The 16,112-nt window shown below is 65.3% G+C and carries 10 protein-coding genes; 5 read left to right on the top strand and 5 right to left on the bottom strand.

Annotation, left to right across the window (positions count from 1 at the left end; translation table 11 throughout):
• Nucleotides 1-8: 8 nt before the first annotated feature.
• A complete protein-coding gene (locus AC56LH_RS09365; protein ID WP_499645697.1) occupies nt 9-2,009 on the bottom strand; it encodes an NPCBM/NEW2 domain-containing protein in 2,001 nt (666 codons plus the stop codon).
• Nucleotides 2,010-2,310: 301 nt separating this feature from the next.
• On the opposite strand from AC56LH_RS09365, the gene AC56LH_RS09360 reads away from it, so the two are divergent.
• The 5 genes from AC56LH_RS09360 to agaR all read left to right on the top strand — a co-directional run bounded on the left by AC56LH_RS09360 (nt 2,311) and on the right by agaR (nt 7,563).
• Nucleotides 2,311-3,273: an EamA family transporter gene (locus AC56LH_RS09360; RefSeq protein WP_499645696.1), complete on the top strand. Its 963-nt coding sequence runs from the start codon at nt 2,311-2,313 to the stop codon at nt 3,271-3,273.
• 3 nt (nt 3,274-3,276) lie between these two features.
• Nucleotides 3,277-4,587 (top strand): D-tagatose-bisphosphate aldolase, class II, non-catalytic subunit, encoded by a 1,311-nt coding sequence (locus AC56LH_RS09355; RefSeq protein WP_499645695.1) that lies wholly within the window; start codon nt 3,277-3,279, stop codon nt 4,585-4,587.
• A complete protein-coding gene (locus tag AC56LH_RS09350; protein WP_499645694.1) occupies nt 4,581-5,765 on the top strand; it encodes an SIS domain-containing protein in 1,185 nt (394 codons plus the stop codon). Before AC56LH_RS09355 ends, AC56LH_RS09350 begins: the two co-directional genes overlap by 7 nt.
• On the top strand, nt 5,749-6,717 hold the full coding sequence (locus tag AC56LH_RS09345) for an N-acetylglucosamine kinase (RefSeq protein WP_499645693.1): 969 nt from the start codon (nt 5,749-5,751) through the stop codon (nt 6,715-6,717). Before AC56LH_RS09350 ends, AC56LH_RS09345 begins: the two co-directional genes overlap by 17 nt.
• A gap of 78 nt (nt 6,718-6,795) precedes the next feature.
• Nucleotides 6,796-7,563, top strand: a complete 768-nt coding sequence (gene agaR / locus AC56LH_RS09340) for a transcriptional repressor AgaR (RefSeq protein WP_499645692.1) — start codon at nt 6,796-6,798, stop codon at nt 7,561-7,563.
• 31 nt (nt 7,564-7,594) lie between these two features.
• On the opposite strand, the gene AC56LH_RS09335 is transcribed toward agaR, so the two are convergent.
• The 4 genes from AC56LH_RS09335 to AC56LH_RS09320 all read right to left on the bottom strand — a co-directional run bounded on the left by AC56LH_RS09335 (nt 7,595) and on the right by AC56LH_RS09320 (nt 15,739).
• A complete protein-coding gene (locus AC56LH_RS09335) occupies nt 7,595-9,004 on the bottom strand; it encodes a DUF4832 domain-containing protein (RefSeq protein WP_499645691.1) in 1,410 nt (469 codons plus the stop codon).
• Nucleotides 9,001-11,700 (bottom strand): alpha-galactosidase, encoded by a 2,700-nt coding sequence (locus tag AC56LH_RS09330; RefSeq protein ID WP_499645690.1) that lies wholly within the window; start codon nt 11,698-11,700, stop codon nt 9,001-9,003. The genes AC56LH_RS09335 and AC56LH_RS09330 overlap by 4 nt, the downstream gene beginning before the upstream one ends.
• Nucleotides 11,697-12,794, bottom strand: coding sequence for an amidohydrolase family protein (locus AC56LH_RS09325; protein WP_499645689.1), 1,098 nt, complete (start codon nt 12,792-12,794; stop codon nt 11,697-11,699). Before AC56LH_RS09325 ends, AC56LH_RS09330 begins: the two co-directional genes overlap by 4 nt.
• Before the next feature lie 101 nt (nt 12,795-12,895).
• Nucleotides 12,896-15,739, bottom strand: coding sequence for a TonB-dependent receptor (locus AC56LH_RS09320; RefSeq protein WP_499645688.1), 2,844 nt, complete (start codon nt 15,737-15,739; stop codon nt 12,896-12,898).
• Nucleotides 15,740-16,112: the final 373 nt, after the last annotated feature.

Here is a 16,112-nt window from a genome sequence, read left to right as displayed (position 1 = left end):
CCCGGCACTCAGATGCGGTCGCTGCCAGAGATTCGCGGCCCCGGCACAGCGGCACCAGCCTGCGTCAGCTGCACATCCCCCCAGGTCGCCACGACAGGCACCGCGTTGCCGGTCCTGGCATCCCGCACCACCAGTTCAATGACCTTCACGCCACGCACATCGGCGGTCAATGCCTGAACTTTCGATCCGAACCGTGCCGGGGCGCTTTCCGCGAGCAGTTTGCCATCGCCATACACGTAAAAGCGCACCAGTTCCTTGGTGTTTTCCGTCGAATCATCCACGCCAACCGATGCGGTCAAGCGCGCGTAGCCAGTATCATTCTTCACCTGAAGGCGCGAATTGGACAGCACGCCAAGCCCCGACGTAAACACCTGGCCGGCCACCTGCAGGCTCTGGCCAAACGGCGTTGCATCCGGCTGCGCGCCGCCCCAGCCCGCATATTGTGGCCGTGAGCCGCCTGACCGGGTGCTCGACCATGGGTCGATCATGCGATGGACGGTCGGATCGAGTTGCGGCTGGCGCGTCCCGTCGACGGCGACGTTGATCGACCCCGGAATCTCCGACAGATACACACCGTTTTCCAGCTGGCGCTTGCCGCGTACTTCGAACACGAGCGTCTCGTGCGGTGCAAGCGTAAAGGCCTTCTCGCCGGTGAAGGTCAAGGTTTCCTTCGTCCACAGGTTGCGCAGCGTGACCGGTGCGCCATCCGCCAGTTTCAGGTGCATCGCCAGCAGCGTCACCGGTGCGGGCGATGCGCCACGGTTGAATAGCGCCACTGCCTTGCGCTGCCCGTTACCCAGCGTCTTGACGATGATCTGCGCATCGTCCGAATCGTAGGCGACGATGCCCTGGTGTCCGGCCTTGTCCTGGTTCAGGCGAATCACGTCCGCATTGCCCAGAACGGCGAGAAACGATGCCGGGCCATGTTGCAAGTCATAGCTGACCAGCAGCGGCGCGTTGATCATCGCCCACAGCGAGAAATGCGAGCGCACTTCGACCGGGTTGTTGGCATCGAATTCGCCGTGGCCGATGTGCAGGATATCGGGGTCGTTCCAGTGCCCGGGGCCTGCGTACAGCGCGCGTTTCGCGGCGCTGTCGAAGTTGTGCAGCATGCTGGTCCAGCTCGGCGTGATGTCGGCGCTGGTGCGCCACAGGTTGCCGACATCCTTGCCCCAGCTGCGCACGTTGGCCATGCCCCAGGCGCAGATCGACATCACATAATCACCCAGTGGGCGCGCCGCCTTGATGGCTGCGGCAACGGTCTCGTAGCGGGCACGCACGGCGCCGATATCCGTGCGGTTGATAGACCCGCGTTCGATCAGGGGCGGCATGCCGCGGTAGCTCTGCTTCTTGACCAGGTCCGAGCCCGGTATGAAGTCGGCCAGTCCGCACGCGTCGATCTTCAGGTAGTCGAAGCCCCACTCCTTGAAATACAGATTGATGTCCTGCGTGACGTGGCCATCCAGGCCCACTTCGCGTTCGGCCGTTGTGCCTTGTGGCAGGTTGGGCGAATGCAGATCGTAGGCTTGCGAGCACGCATTGCGGCCGACGTCCGTGTAGATGCCCGCCTTGAAGCCCATCGCGTGCAGTTTGTCGGTAAATGGCTTGAAGCTGGTGCCGTCCGGCCCACCGGTGGCGGCAGACGGAAAGATCCCCGTGCGGATCTGCAGGCGGCCATCGCTGGTGCGGCGCTTCATCCACCAGCCATCGTCGAGGATGACATGGTTGTAGCCGAGCTTTGCAAGACCGCTTTCGGCAAGCACCTGTGCCGCGCCCATCACCTTGCCTTCGTCGACTTCCGTGCGGAATGCATTCCAGCTGTTCCAGCCCATCGGCGGTGTGCTGGCGCTGCCACTCGTGTTGCCTTCCCAACGGCCTGCCGGGGCCAGGGGATCAGCCGGAGATGTTGCATGAACCTGCGTCATCGTCAGGGCCAGAACAGCAGCCGCGCTGCCGCACACGACGGTCCAGGGTTTGGTTTTACTTGCCTTAGTCCAGCGGTGGTTCATGCAAATCTCCTGACGATGAATTTTTCTGCGGGCGGAAAAGGTCGGACGGCACGTACGTCCGTTGTCCAGATGGTAATCGAAAGTATTCGAAAATAAAAGGCGCGATTTCATCATCAAAAACACGCTATATCGAAAATATTTGGAAAGACTTTGCTTTTCGTTTGGCACTTATTTACTATCACATCGATGGCAACGAAAACGTTTGAAACAAACGCACCTAGCGGAGGAAGATACGGATGAAGATCACATCGAGCGATAGCGTTGCGTACCGCATGAACGGGCTGGCAGGATGGGTGGCCCTGTGAATCCCGCAGACACCCTGGAAAAGACGACTTCGCCTCAACAAGTCGCCGCCGGTGCTGCCAAGCCGCGCTGGCTCGGCTACGCGCTGGCGACGGCCTTGCTGTGGGGCGTCTGGGGCGCTTTCGCCGGCCTGCCCACCCAGAACGGTTTTCCTGAAACCCTCGTGTATGTGGTGTGGGCGCTGACGATGGTGCCGCCGGCGCTGTTCGTGCTGGCGCGCTCCGGCTGGCGCGTGCGCCGCGATCGCACCGCCGTGGGCTACGGGCTGGCCATTGGCCTGTTGGGCGCCGGTGGCCAGATGGTGCTGTTCTATGCAGTCAAGGCCGGCCCGGCTTACCTGATTTTCCCGCTGATTTCGCTCTCTCCCGTCATCACGATTGTGCTCTCGCTGCTGTTCCTGCATGAGCGTACGGGCCGCATGGGCGTCGTCGGCATCGTGCTGGCCGTGTGCGCGCTGCCGCTGTTTGACTTCAACCCGGGCGGCGCGCCGCAGCAGTATGGGCTGTGGTTCGTGCTGGCGATCGGCGTTCTGGTCGCATGGGGCCTGCAGGCGTACTTCATCAAGCTGGCCAATACACGGATGGATGCCGAAAGCATCTTCTTTTACATGACCGCCAGTGCGCTGCTGTGCATTCCCGTGGCGCTGGCGATGACCGATTTCTCGCAGCCGATCAATTACGGGCCATCCGGGCCGCTGCTGGCTGCGGCCACCCAGGTGCTCAACGCCATCGGCGCGCTGACGCTCGTGTATGCGTTCCGGCACGGCAAGGCGCTGACGGTGTCGCCGCTGGTCAATGCCGGCGCGCCGCTGTTGACCACCGTGATCGCGATGGCGCTGGCTGGCGCGGTGCCGGGCGGCTACCGGCTGGCCGGCATCGGCCTGGCGCTGGCGGCCGCGCTGTTTCTTGCGCTGCAGGCGGACGATAGCGTCGCGCCTGCCGAATCAACCGAAGGAGCCTGATAAATGGACTACATGTTGAATCTGGTGCGCCGGCACAAGGCTGGCGAAGCGGTCGGGATCCACGCGGTGTGCTCGGCGCATCCGATCGTGCTCGAGGCGGCGATGGAAGTAACGCTCGCGGCGGGGCCGGCGCAGCCGGTGCTGATCGAAGCCACGTCGAATCAGGTGAACCAGGATGGCGGCTATACCGGCATGACCCCAAGCGCATTCCGTGATTTCGTCTACGCCATCGCCGACCGCGTCGGCCTGGCGCGCGAGCGCGTGCTGCTGGGTGGCGACCATCTGGGCCCCAATGCCTGGCAGGGCGAACACGCGGATGCCGCCATGGCCAAGGCCGAGGTGCTGATCGACCAGTACGTCACGGCGGGCTTTCGCAAGATTCACCTGGATTGCTCGATGTCGTGCGTTGGCGACCCGGTGCCGTTGCAGGATGACGTGGTGGCCGCGCGGGCCGCGCGGCTGTGCGCGGTGGCCGAGCGGGCCTGGCAGGCGGCTGGCGGCGAAGCGCCCGTGTATGTGGTGGGCACCGAAGTGCCGGTGCCCGGCGGCGCGCATGAAGACCTGGCCGAACTGAGCGTCACGACGCCCGCAGCGGCGACGCAGACGATCGCTGCGCACCGCGCCGCATTCGCTGCCGCCGGACTGGATGCGGCGTGGCCACGTGTGGTTGGCCTGGTGGTGCAGCCGGGTGTTGAATTTGACCACCATAAGGTCATTGACTTCCTGCCCGAGCGCGCCATGGATCTCGGCCGCATGATCGAAGACGTGCCCACGCTGGTTTATGAAGCCCATTCGACCGACTACCAGACGGCGGCCAACCTGGCGGCGCTCGTTGCCGGCCATTTTGCCATTCTCAAGGTGGGCCCTGGCGCAACGTTCGCGCTGCGTGAAACGCTGTGGGCGCTGGCCGATATCGAGGCCGCGATGGCGGGCGATGGCAAGGGCTCCGGGTTCAAGGACACGGTGCTGGAGGTGATGCGTGCCGAGCCGGCGCAGTGGCAGAAGTACTACGACAACGAGCCGCGCCGCGCCCGCTTCGACCAGCAATACAGCCTGAGTGACAGGATTCGCTACTACTGGCCGCATCCGGCCATTCAGGCCGCGCAGGCACGCCTGCTGGCCAGTTTGGAGCGCACGCCGCCGCCGCTCACGCTGCTGAGCCAGTACCTGCCGTTCCAGTATGACGCCGTGCGTGAAGGGCGGTTGAACAACCAGCCGGTCGATCTGCTCAAAGAGGGCGTGGCCAGAGTGCTGCGCCAATACATGGCGGCCTGCATGGCAGGCGCCGCAACGAAGGAGTTGGAAGCATGTTAGTCGCTGACAGGAATATTCTGGGCATTGGTACGGAGCGGCTCGATGCCGCCGGTGCCGGCGCTACCGCGCGTGAAATCGCGCAGCAACCGGCCGTCTGGCCCGAGATCGAGGCGCTGGTCGTTCGCCAGCGCGACGCGCTCGACGCGTTCCTCGGGCCCTTGCTCGCGCGGCCCGACCTGCGCATCGTGCTGACGGGCGCCGGCACCTCGGCCTTCATCGGCGAATGCCTGGCGCCGGCCTTGCTGGGCGGCGGCTGGCGCGCGGAGGCCGTGCCCACCACCGACCTGGTCTCGGGCCCGCGCCAGTTCCTGCAGCCGAAGGTGCCGACGCTGCTGGTGTCGTTCGGCCGCTCGGGCAACAGCCCGGAAAGCGTGGCTGCCGTCGATCTGGCCGACGGGGTGGTGGACGAGATCTACCACCTGGTCATCACCTGCAATGCCGACGGCGCCTTGTGCCGGATGGCGCAGGGCCGCGCCAATGCGTATGCGATCCTGCTGCCCGACGCCACGCACGACCGCGGGTTCGCCATGACCACCAGTTTCACCTCGATGCTGCTGGCTGCGGCGGGCGCGTTCGGCGTGCTGGCGCCGGGTGCCACCGCCGGGCCGTCGGCTGCGGCCGCGCAGGTACTGGCGTCGATGCTGCCGCTGCTGGACGGGCTGGTGGCCCAGAACTTTAGCCGCGTGGTCTACCTGGGCAGCAATGCGCTGCGCGGGCTGGCCCGTGAAGCCTCACTCAAGCTGCTCGAACTGACCGATGGCCAAGTGGTCGCGCTGTTCGACTCGCCGCTGGGCTTTCGCCATGGACCGAAGACGATTGTCAATGCCGACACGCTGGTCGTCGTGCTGTTGTCGAACGATCCCCGTGCCCGCCGCTATGACCTCGACCTGCTGCGCGAACTGCGCAATGATGGCCGGGCCGGCCGTGTGCTGGCGCTGAGCGGCCGCGACGAGCCTGCGCTGGGTGACGCCTGCATCACGCTGGATGGGGTCGGGCAGGCGCCGGATCTGGCGCTGGCACTGCCGTACATCGTGTTCTGCCAGGCGTTCGCACTGCTGCAATCGCTGGCGCTGAGCTTGCGTCCGGATACGCCGAGCGTGTCGGGCACCGTCAATCGCGTGGTGCAGGGCGTCACGATCTATCCACTGGTGGAGGACAGCGATGTTTCTCGGGGTTGACGGCGGCGGCACCAAGACGGCGTTCGCGCTGATCGACCGGCAGGGCCAGGTCCTGGCGCGCAATGAGCAGAGCAGCGCGTATTACCTCGAAGTCGGCATGGAAGGCGCGGCTGACATGCTGGCGCGCGGCTGCGGGCAGCTGTTCGCGGCAGCCGGCGTCAGCGCGAACGACATCGCATTCGCGTTCTTCGGCTTGCCCGCGTACGGCGAAGACCGCGCCGTGCAGCCGCAACTCGATGCGCTGCCACGCGCCGTGCTGGGCCACGGGCGCTACCTGTGCGACAACGACATGGTGTGCAGCTGGGCCGGCTCGCTGGCTTGCGCCGACGGCATCAGCGTCATCGCGGGCACCGGCTCGATGGCCTATGGGCGCATCGGCGGGCAGGGGGCGCGCGCCGGCGGCTGGGGCGAATTGTTCAGCGACGAAGGCTCGGCCTACTGGATCGCCCGGGCTGGTCTTGCGCTGTTCTCGCGCATGAGCGATGGCCGCGCGCCGCGCGGGCCGCTGCATGGGTTGATGCGCACCCGTTTGGCACTGCAGGATGACCTCGACCTGTGCCAGGTCGTCTATGGCGAGCTCAAAGGGGAGCGCAGCAAAGTGGCCGCGCTGTCGCGCCTCGTGTCCGAAGCAGCGGCGCTGGGCGATGCGCAGGCAGCAGCGATCATTGAGTCGGCTGCACTCGAGGTGGCCGCCCTGGTCGATGCGGTGCGGGGCCAGCTCGGGGTCGATCCCGGCACCGAAGTCACGGTGTCGTATTCGGGCGGCCTGTTTGGCGTGGAAGGCCCGCTGCGTGCGCCGTTTGCGCGCGTGCTCGCGGCCAGCAGTGCCGGCGCATACCGCTTGATGGCGCCGCGCCTGCCGCCAGTGCTCGGCGCTGCCGTCTATGCGGCGCACCAGGTGGGCATACCGCTGAACCCTGCAGCGCTCGACCGCCTGGCAGGCAAGCAATGACCCGCCGTCGAGCAGATGGCGTGCCGGCGGTGCGCCAATCTGGTAAGCTGTTTTTTTATTAAATCTGCGTATCCAATCATGGGTCAAACCGGTCAGCGCCGCGACACCATTCTTAAAGCTCTTACCGAACAAGCCTCGGTCCAGGTCAGCGAACTCGTCAAGCAACTCAACGTCTCGGCAGTAACGATCCGCAGCGACCTGAGTGCACTCGAGGCGCAGGGCCTGGCCATCCGCAGCCACGGCGGCGCCACGCTGGCACGCATGCCGCCGACCGAACACACGGTGTCGCAAAAAGACGCACTCAACCACGAGCAGAAAGAGCGCATCGGTGCCTTGGCTGCGCGTCTGGTCAAGCCGGGCGAGAACATCATCATCGATTCGGGCACCACGACGCTGTCGCTGGCACGCCACCTGCGCGACGTGCAGAATGTGACGGTGCTGACCAATGGCCTGAATATCGCCTGGGAGCTGGTCAACGCCGCCGGCGTCGACCTCATTCTGACGGGCGGCCTGCTGCGCAAGCAGGCGCTGTCCATTCAGGGATTGCAGGCCGAAGCCTGCCTGCAAGCCTACAGTTTCGACAAGCTGTTTTTAGGCGTCGATGGCCTCGACCTGCAGTTCGGCGTGACGACCCACCACGAGGCCGAAGCAAGCCTGAACCACAAGATGGTCGAGCGCGCCAGGAAAGTCATCGTGCTCGCCGATTCCTCCAAGTTCGGTTTCATCAGCCTGCACCGTATCGTGCAGCTCGACCGCGTTCACACCGTCATCACCGACGGCGATATCAGTCCGCAATACCGGGACGGCCTGCGCGACGCGGGCATCGAACTCCTGATCGCCGAGTAAGCCGGCCACGCGCGCATGGCGTGGCAGACCTTCAGAGAATATTCAGCGTCGTCCCGGTACGAAACGCGCCCAGCGAGGCATCCCATCCCTGCGCTTTGGCCGCAACGTCGGCATTGGCGGGCCGCACGCTGTAGCGCGCATCGCCGGCCAGCGACGCCGCGCCATCCGGCAATGCCAGCAGCATGTCCCAGGCACCAGTGGGCGTGCCGCCCGGGATCGCAACCCGTGCGGTTGCGGTGCTGGTCTGCCCGGGCAGCCAGGCGCGTGGGTCGATCGACGCCAGGGCCAGGCGTACAACCTTGCCGGTAGCACGGTGCCGGAGCATCATCTGCACACCCCGCGGGTTGAAGGCACGTGCCCAGCCGGCGTTGCGCACAGTCAGCGTCAGCTCGCCCGACTGGCCAGCCACGATGTGCGAACTATGCCGCAGCGTCACCAGTTCGAACCGGTAGCCCATACTGCGCTTGACCTGCGACATGCAACCCTGCGCCTGCCAGCGCTGGTGAAACAGGTCGCGGTAATAGCTGTCGTTCAAGTAGGTCAGGCCGAAGCGCCGGCCTTCGCGCAGGATGTCCTCGCAGTTCGTGCGTGGCGTCGGGTTGACGGCATCGGCAGGGTTGCAGGTTTCGGCCCCGAACGGCGCGGTCGTCGACAGCGCGGCCACGTAGTCGCGCTCACGCTGCCGGATTGTAGGATTTTCACTGTAGGTGCCGACATCCGTGCTTGATGCGAGAAAGCAGTCGTTGTGCACGCCGATACTTGCCGCGGCCGAACCATCGCGCCAGCGCGGTGCCTGTGGCGCCCACGCCATCAGATAAGGTGGATAGCGCACTTGCAGGAAGCGATCGGGCGGCAGCGCGGCCAGCAGCGCATCACGGATCTGCATGCGCCGCGCCGGCAGGGTGAGGTTGTTCGACGAGGTATGCCATTCGCCCCAGGCGCCGATAAAGCCAGCCTGCAGATACGCGATGACATCGGCGTTCGCCGCCAGGACTGGCTTGAGTTGCCCGATATGTTCCAGCACGCGCTCGAGCGGTGCATCCTGCGCCGCCCGGTAAGCAGTTTCACCTGCCGGGAAGTTGTACATGAAACGCGGAATGACTTTCAGGCCCGCGCGCCGCGCAACCGCAAACCCTTTGCTCAAGTCGGCCAGCAGCGTTGCAGGCAGCGCGTGGCCGGCATGCGCGTCCAGCCGCACCGGCGCGTAGACGATCCGGTAGCCGGCCGCAAACTGGGCGCCGGCCTGCGCTTGCGTCCACGCCGCCAGGTTGTCGGACGCCCAGACGTACATGCCCCGCTCGGGATTGGCGATCTCGTCGGCCGACGCCTGGAATGTCGTCTCGACGGGGTTTCCTGACTGGCTCTCTGTCGACTGCACGGCATGGGCGTGCGCCGACAGCATGACCAGCAGCGCGAGTGGACGCAGGCGCTGCAGCATCATGCGCCGATCAGCAGCCGGCCGAACGCGCCTGGCACGTGGAAGTCGGGCGCGGCCGTGCGGGTCGGACTCCATGCCGAATGCACGCGGTTGTCACCGGCAGCTTCGGGGCCTTCTATGCGGAACAGGTTCAGGCGCCAGCCGTCCCGACCCTGCATCGGTATGGCCAGCTCGGCTGTCCAGACCTTGTTGCCCGCATCGACATGCGCCCTGGCGCGGCTGCCGCCATCGATACGCCGCTTGCCCGACACCTCGATCGCGATTTCCTGCAGCAGTCCGTTGGGCGCGACCTGCACCTCGCGATAGCTTTTCAGGCCGGCGCGATCGGGCGCCTGCAGGAATACCTCGACAACGTCGCGCTCCCACAGTGGCCAGATGGCGCTCGCCGGGCCGGCCTGATCAAAGGTGGTGAGCGACTCGTACTTGCAGATGAAGCGCAGGTACAGGTGGCCAGCGCCCCGCAACAGCTGGACACGGGTCGATTGTGGCCCGGCAAGCGGCTTGCCTTGCCAGTCGTGACGGAAGAAGGTCGTGGGAGCGTCGGCCCATTGCGAGGCGTGGGGGAAGCCGTCCGTGCCCACGGCCGGGACCGTGCCGGCAAACGCAACAGGCAGCTCGTCGGGAAGGTCGGGCCGCGCTTCGATCAGCAGGCTGTGCGTAAAGCGCAGAGGCAGCGTCGGCTTGTCGGCGCTGACCTTGCCCAACACGCTCCCGCTGAGCGAGTCGCGCACCGTCCAGGCGCCAGGGCCGAGGCCACGCAAGGCGACCATGCCATCCCAGCGGTCGGCGTAGAACGCGTAATGCAACGCGCCGGCCTGCTCCACGACGTGGGTTTCCGGTTTGTCGAAACCCAGGTCGTACAGCTCGCCCCGGTAACGGCCTTCGGCCAGGCGCCCCTTGTTGTACAGGTCCACCCACTGGCGCCAGTGCGCCTCGCGCTCGGGTGTCAGCAGGAACGAGTCCTTGGGTTTCGGGTCCACCGGCCACGTGAACTTGGTGGCGACGACCGCGCCGATCCCGACGCTGGAAGCGAAATCCTGCCCGCCCGTGCTCAGTTCCACGTGGTCGCCCGCGTAGGCGGACCATGGGCCCATCAGCGCCTTGAGCGTTTTGCCCTTGTGGCGCACCTGCCAGCTCGACAGCGGGTCGGACGATGGCGCCTGGTCCATGTACGGCATATTGTGGAAGGCGTAGCTGGTGCCGCACGGGCACACCTCGAGCACCGCTTCCGGATTGGCCGCATGCACCACGTCGTGCATGACCTTGTAAAAGTCCGCGACCGCCTCGACCGATTCCTCGGGCCGCTTGTGCTGGTGCTTGGGATTGAAGCATGGCGCCACGCCATTGAGGTGCTGGCCATCGACCTTCAGGCCGTCGAAGCCCCAGTCCGCGATGATCATGCGCAGCGTCGCGGCCAGGCGCGTCTGCGTCTTGTCGTAGGCGGGGCACAGGTAGAAGCAGTTCCACCAGGTCACGTCCTGTGCCGCGCCGGTCTCGTCGAGCAGCAGCAGGTCGGTATGCTCGTGAAGCTCGTCGCTGCCGGGGGCCACGGCAAGCGGTGCGATCCAGAGTCGCGCTTTCATGCCGCGTGCGTGGATGTCGGCCACCAGCGCCTTCATGTCGTCGCCGCCGCGCGGGAATTTGGCCAGGTCGGGCGTCCAGTCGCCGGTCTTGACCTGCCAGCCGTCGTCCAGCACGGCCCACTTGAAGCCCAGTTCCTGCACCTTGGGCAGCGTGGCGCGCACGTACTCGAGCGAAAAGTCGCGTTCGTAACCCCAGGCACACCACTGCGCATCGTAGGCGCTTTGCGGCGGCTCGGGAGCGGCAAGGCCCTGCGCGGCCATCAGCCGGCGGTAGCGGTCGAGCGGTACATAGAAGTCGCCACGGTGCACAGCGATGAACGTGGGCGGCGTGGCCAGCTTGGCGCCTGGCGCCAGCGTCTGCGGGACGTCGCCGCGCAGCGCGATGTCGACCGCATTGCCGACCGCCTTGACGGACAGTGACACCAGCAGCGGCTGCAGCGCCAGGTGGCCAACGGCCAGGCCGACGTCGCGGCGCCAGACATCGGCAACCGGCGTGCCGCCGCCGTAGTCCGACGCGTTCATGCCCAAAAAGTTGCCCTGCTCGAAACCGCGCTTGACGGGCTGCACCCAGTCGCGCCGGTCGGCGTGGCTGGCGCCGGAATAGGTCCAGTAGCCGCCCGCATGGCGCGGCGCGGCGGCCAGGCGGTGCGCGCCATTGACCCAGGCATCGATCGTCAGCGGCCTGGCGCCGGTATTCACGTAGCGCACGTCCAGCAACGCCACGCCCGGATGCTCGTCGAGCAGCGTCACGGTGACGCGCTTCTCGATGCCCTCCGCAGAGCGGCCGACGAGGTGCAGCGCCTGTCCGGCGCCAAACGGCGTCGTGGCCGGGGCCGGCTCGGCCTTCTGCAACGTGAAGCGGCCGAGCGGCTTGCCGCCGACGACCAGGTGCTCGCTGGTGTCAAAACCCGTCAGCGCGACGGGCTGCTTGCCCAGCAGGCTAACGATACGGCAACGCAGCTGCTCGTCGAACTGTAGCGACACGGCGGCGTCCTGCACGCGCACATGGCCCTTGCCGGTGACGGAGGCGGCGGCGGGCGCCGCTTGTGCCAGCGGGATCTGCGTGGCCAGCGGCGCCGCGCCCAGCCACCCGAGAAATGCACGGCGCGCGGTCATGGCTGGCCTTTCCAGGCGCCGGGGAAGGCGCGCTCGGCATTCGTGCGGTAAATTTTGTCGACGACGTCGCGTGGCAGTGCCAGACCCTGGACGGGCTGGTCGAGGTCGGCGACCTTGAACGACTCTGCCGTATTGAAGTAGCGCCAGTGCATGCGCCACACGCCTTCGGCTTCGCGGCCCAGTGCGGCGCCGTCCTGGCCAGGCTCTTGCGCCATGTCGCTGCCGTAGAGGATGCGGTCCTGGTACTTGATGAAGAAGTTGCGCACCTTCTCGCGGTCGCGCTGGCTCTGGTACTGCAGCTGGCCGATGCGCGCCGACGCGTCCACGACGGCGTTGGGGAACCGGTCGAGGAACGCCGCCAGTTCGTCCACATTGCGCTCCAGCGACGCGAGGTGCACGCCGACGAAATGCAGTGTCGGATGCGCCGCCACCATGCGGTCGCGCGCGGCCATCTGCGCTTCCCAGCTCGGCATCTCGGGGTGCAGGTACATATGGTATTGCGGGTGGTTCTTGAAATAGGTGCGGTCGTTGTTGACCGTCATGCGCGCCAGCGGCAGCCAGCAGTTGTGTGGCTCGCCCTGGTGGCCCAGCAACGGGATGCCCTGGCGGGCCAGGTCGTCGAACAGCGGCGCAAAGCGCGCATCGTCGATCATCACCAGTTCTTGATCGGCGCCGCGCAGGCTCATGCCGATGTTCTTCCACACCTTCACGCCCACGGCGCCGGCTTCCATCGACGCGGCGATGCGGTGGCGCGTGGCGGCGAGCCACGCAGGTTGGGCGGACCCATCGACGGAGAAGCTCGCGGCCCATGCAACGTCCTGCGGGAATTGCTTTTTCAGTGCGATGGCGACGCGCTGCTGGTCATCGAGCGGTGGAAAGTCAGGGTAGTCAACATTGATCGACAGGATCTTGAAGTTCTGGCGCCGGGCAGCTTCCATGAACGCCGGCGCCGCATTGTGCAGGTGCAGGTGTGCGTCGATCTTGGTAACGCTGGCATAGTCGGCCATCGTGTAGCTGGACGCGTCCGCAGCGTGCGCGGAAAAAGGGATGGCCCCGGCAAGCAGGACGGCAAGGGAAAAGACAGAAGTGTGCATCAGGATTCCAGTTCTCGGTGTTGCGGGCCGGTGAACTGCCAGGCCGGCCCGCGCTGGCGATGGGCTGTGCGGCGCCACGTACCATGGCGCCGCGTGCTGCATTAGAACCTCAGGCTGGCGCCCAGGGTCACGGAGCGCCCGTACCGGTAATAACCGTTGGGCAGGCTGACGGTGCCATTGGTCAGCCGGGGTGCCTGCTCGGCATCGGTGAGGTTGTTGCCTTCGATGCTGATGCGCAGCGACTTGTTCACATCATAGGCGAGCTGGGCCGTGAGCCAGGTTACCGAGTTGGTCACCTCGTTGAAGCCGGAGCCGATCACGTTGGTGGCGGTGACGAACGAATCGGTGAAGTCGGCCGTCGTGCTCATGCTCCACGGGCCACGTTCGTACAGGATGCCCAGTGATGCGGTGGCTGGCGCGATGCCTTCCAGTGGGCGTTCGACGCCGCCCACCCAGCTGCTCGACAGATTGCGCGTGTATTGTGCGCGCACGCCGAAGCCGTTGTCGAACAGGTGCTGCAGGCCGATCTCCATGCCGCGCGCCTTGGCGCTGTCGCCGTTGATCGGGCGCTGCACGTTGAACAGGCGCCCGCCGGGTGCACCGATGTCCTGACCGGACAAGAACAGGTTGGTAATCTGGTTCTTGATGTTTTTCTGGTAGACGGCGAAGGTCAGCGCGGAACTCTTGGCGTAATACCACTCCAGCGAGACGTCGGCCTGGTGCGCCGTGTACGGCTTGAGATCGGCATTGCCGCCATAGATCTGCGTGAAGTCGCCCCACGAGATGCTGGCGGTGGTGCTGGACGGCGCCAGCTTGTCGACCGACGGGCGCGCCATCGTCTTGGCGGCGCCAACGCGCAGCTGCAGCTTGTCGGTCAGCGAATAGGTGAAGTTACCCGACGGCAGGGCGAAGCTGTAGGTGGCATCCTGGCGCACGACCGACGGATCGGCGTAGATCGGCGTGAAGTTGAAGGCGCCGTTCTGCACGATGTCTTCGATCTTGGCGTCCCACGCCTGCGCGCCCGTCTTGGTGCGCACGAAGCGCACGCCAACGTCAGCGAACCAACGATCACCTGCCAGGTCGGCCTGCACGAACGCGGTCGACGTTTTTTCTTCGACGCGGTAGCTTTCCAGCGGATTGAACGCTGGCGCCGACAGGGTCGAGCTGTACACGCCGCCGCCTGGTCGTGGTTTGCCGTCCAGGCCCGCCAGCGCCTGCGCATAGCGGTCGACGTCAAAGCCCAGGAAGCTGCGCGGGAAGTTGCCGCTCACGCCCGACAGGAATCCTTTCGGGCTCAGGGTCTGGTTGATCACGTTGCCGCCCAGGGTGCCGACGTTGATCGCGTTTTCGCCGGCGTAGTGATCCTGGCCCGAATTGAACGCATTGTTGATCATGTCGCGCGACTTCTTGCGGTTGGTCTGGCTCAGGCCGAACTTCAGGCTGTCGATGCTGTAGCGGTCCACCTTCCAGTCGGCATTGACCGTCGCGCCGCCAATGCGGTCGTCGATATTGTCGCCTGCGCGGCTGTAGAAGTGGGTATTGAAGTCGTTGCCGCTGAACAGGCCCTGGGCCAGGCCGCTCTGCAGGTCGCGGCCATCGGCCAGCGTGGTCGTCACGTCGGGCACGGCCGCGCCGGTGAGCCGGATGCGCGTCGTATTCGGCTGGTTCATGCGCAGCACGACGTAGCTGTCCTTGCCGCCGGAGTCGCGCTTCGAAGTGGACAGATAGACGTCGCCCGCCACGTTCAGCGTCGGGGAAATCCGCCATTCGGCCCGGGCGCCGTACATCGCGGTATCGACGACCCGGTATTCGGTCTTGTTCAGCACTTCGGGATTGAGGCGCAGTTCGGGGTCGCTGCTGTTCAAGGTCAGGTCCGTCACGACATTGTTGGTGACCTTGACATCGGACCAGCGGCCCGGCGCGTACAACGGATAGTACGACAGCTGGTAACCGACCTGCGGTGAGTCGAGCCGCGTCTTGAAGCCGTCGACAATGACCTTGACGTCCTTGCTTGGCCGCCACTCCACCTTGCCCGAGAGCGCAATGCGCTCCTTTTTCTCCATGATCGAGCCGAAGCGGAACTGGCCCGGCCCGATCAGGCCTTCTTCGCTGGGGTCGAGTACGCCGTTGCCATTCGGATCGATGGCGCCGCCCCAGGTATTGCCGTATTCCCAGAACTGGCTCGGGTCGCTCGGGATCGGATTGCGCGACCAGCCGCCGTCATTGCCGGCCGTGTCGGTGCGCACGTCGCGCTTGGCATACACGAGCCCGAGCAGCACGCCGACCTTGTTGTCGAAGGTGTTGCTGTAGGTGGCGGACAGCTTCTTGCCGTTCAGACTGCTCATATCGTTGCGGTCAGCCTCGGCGCGCACCAGACCACGCTGGCCTTTCTGGTCGAACGGGCTGGCCGAGCGCAAATTCACCAGGCCACCGATGGCGCCTTCGACCAACTGCGCCTGGGTGGATTTGACGACGTCGGCGCCGCTGATCACATCGGCCGGCAGCACGTCGAACGCAAAGTAGCGGCCCGCGCTGTCGGTGCCCAGCAGGCGACCGTTGAAGGTGGTGAGCGTGTAGTCCGGCCCCAGACCGCGGATGCTGACCCGCTGGCCTTCACCGCCGGCCGTGCGCGAAATCGAGACGCCGGTGATGTGGCTGAGCGAGTCGGCCACATTGTTGTCGGGGAAGCGCCCGAGTTCCGTCGCGCTGATGCTGTCCTGGACGACCGCGGCGTTGCGTTTGAGTTCCAGCGACTGCTGCAGACTGGCACGGGTGCCCGTCACAACAACTTGCTCCAGCTTGCCGGCATCGGCCGCAATGACCTCCTGAGCGCGGGCCGATGTCGCAAGCGTGGCAAGCGCCAGCAACGTGGCAGACGTCAGTGGATTGAGCACAAAGCGACCATGACGATCGGCGCGTGAGCGGCACTGTGAAGGAGAATTCATTAAACGCTTCCTTTTATAAGTTGTTGGAGCAGCGTGGCGAATGCTGGCAAACGGAAAGGCTGTCTCGTTGCGATCACCGTCTCCACCAGCTGCGGTATGGATCAGCCGGGGTGACTCGATGCTATCTTTCGTTTTATTTCGTATTGCTAAATTAACTGCCGTACAGGTTTCGGTTCGTCGATATCGAAAGCCTTTGACATTGCTCGAACTGTCACTGTGATGCCAAGTCTATAGCGAAATTCGGTTGAATACAAAGCATCTTTCGTTTTTTCGAATTTCCGTTGTGTTCACGTATTTCGCGGAAATTCTTTCATTCGAAAGTGGGCGGTATCGAGAGTTTTTGTTTGGTGGAGGTGCTGCGGTGCTGCGAGTG

Source organism: Telluria sp. LT1R51-2 (assembly GCF_059685775.1).
The sequence above is the reverse complement of the archived record's forward strand: the minus strand, read 5'-3'. Positions and strand labels throughout refer to the sequence as shown.

What these genes read in the sequence shown, in the direction of transcription:
- agaR (WP_499645692.1), top strand. Translation starts at nt 6,796, where the DNA reads ATGGGTCAAACCGGTCAGCGCCGCGACACCATTCTTAAAGCTCTTACC.
- AC56LH_RS09330 (WP_499645690.1), bottom strand. Translation starts at nt 11,700, where the DNA reads ATGACCGCGCGCCGTGCATTTCTCGGGTGGCTGGGCGCGGCGCCGCTG.
- AC56LH_RS09365 (WP_499645697.1), bottom strand. Translation starts at nt 2,009, where the DNA reads ATGAACCACCGCTGGACTAAGGCAAGTAAAACCAAACCCTGGACCGTC.
- AC56LH_RS09355 (WP_499645695.1), top strand. Translation starts at nt 3,277, where the DNA reads ATGGACTACATGTTGAATCTGGTGCGCCGGCACAAGGCTGGCGAAGCG.
- AC56LH_RS09325 (WP_499645689.1), bottom strand. Translation starts at nt 12,794, where the DNA reads ATGCACACTTCTGTCTTTTCCCTTGCCGTCCTGCTTGCCGGGGCCATC.
- AC56LH_RS09350 (WP_499645694.1), top strand. Translation starts at nt 4,581, where the DNA reads ATGTTAGTCGCTGACAGGAATATTCTGGGCATTGGTACGGAGCGGCTC.
- AC56LH_RS09335 (WP_499645691.1), bottom strand. Translation starts at nt 9,004, where the DNA reads ATGATGCTGCAGCGCCTGCGTCCACTCGCGCTGCTGGTCATGCTGTCG.
- AC56LH_RS09320 (WP_499645688.1), bottom strand. Translation starts at nt 15,739, where the DNA reads ATGAATTCTCCTTCACAGTGCCGCTCACGCGCCGATCGTCATGGTCGC.
- AC56LH_RS09345 (WP_499645693.1), top strand. Translation starts at nt 5,749, where the DNA reads ATGTTTCTCGGGGTTGACGGCGGCGGCACCAAGACGGCGTTCGCGCTG.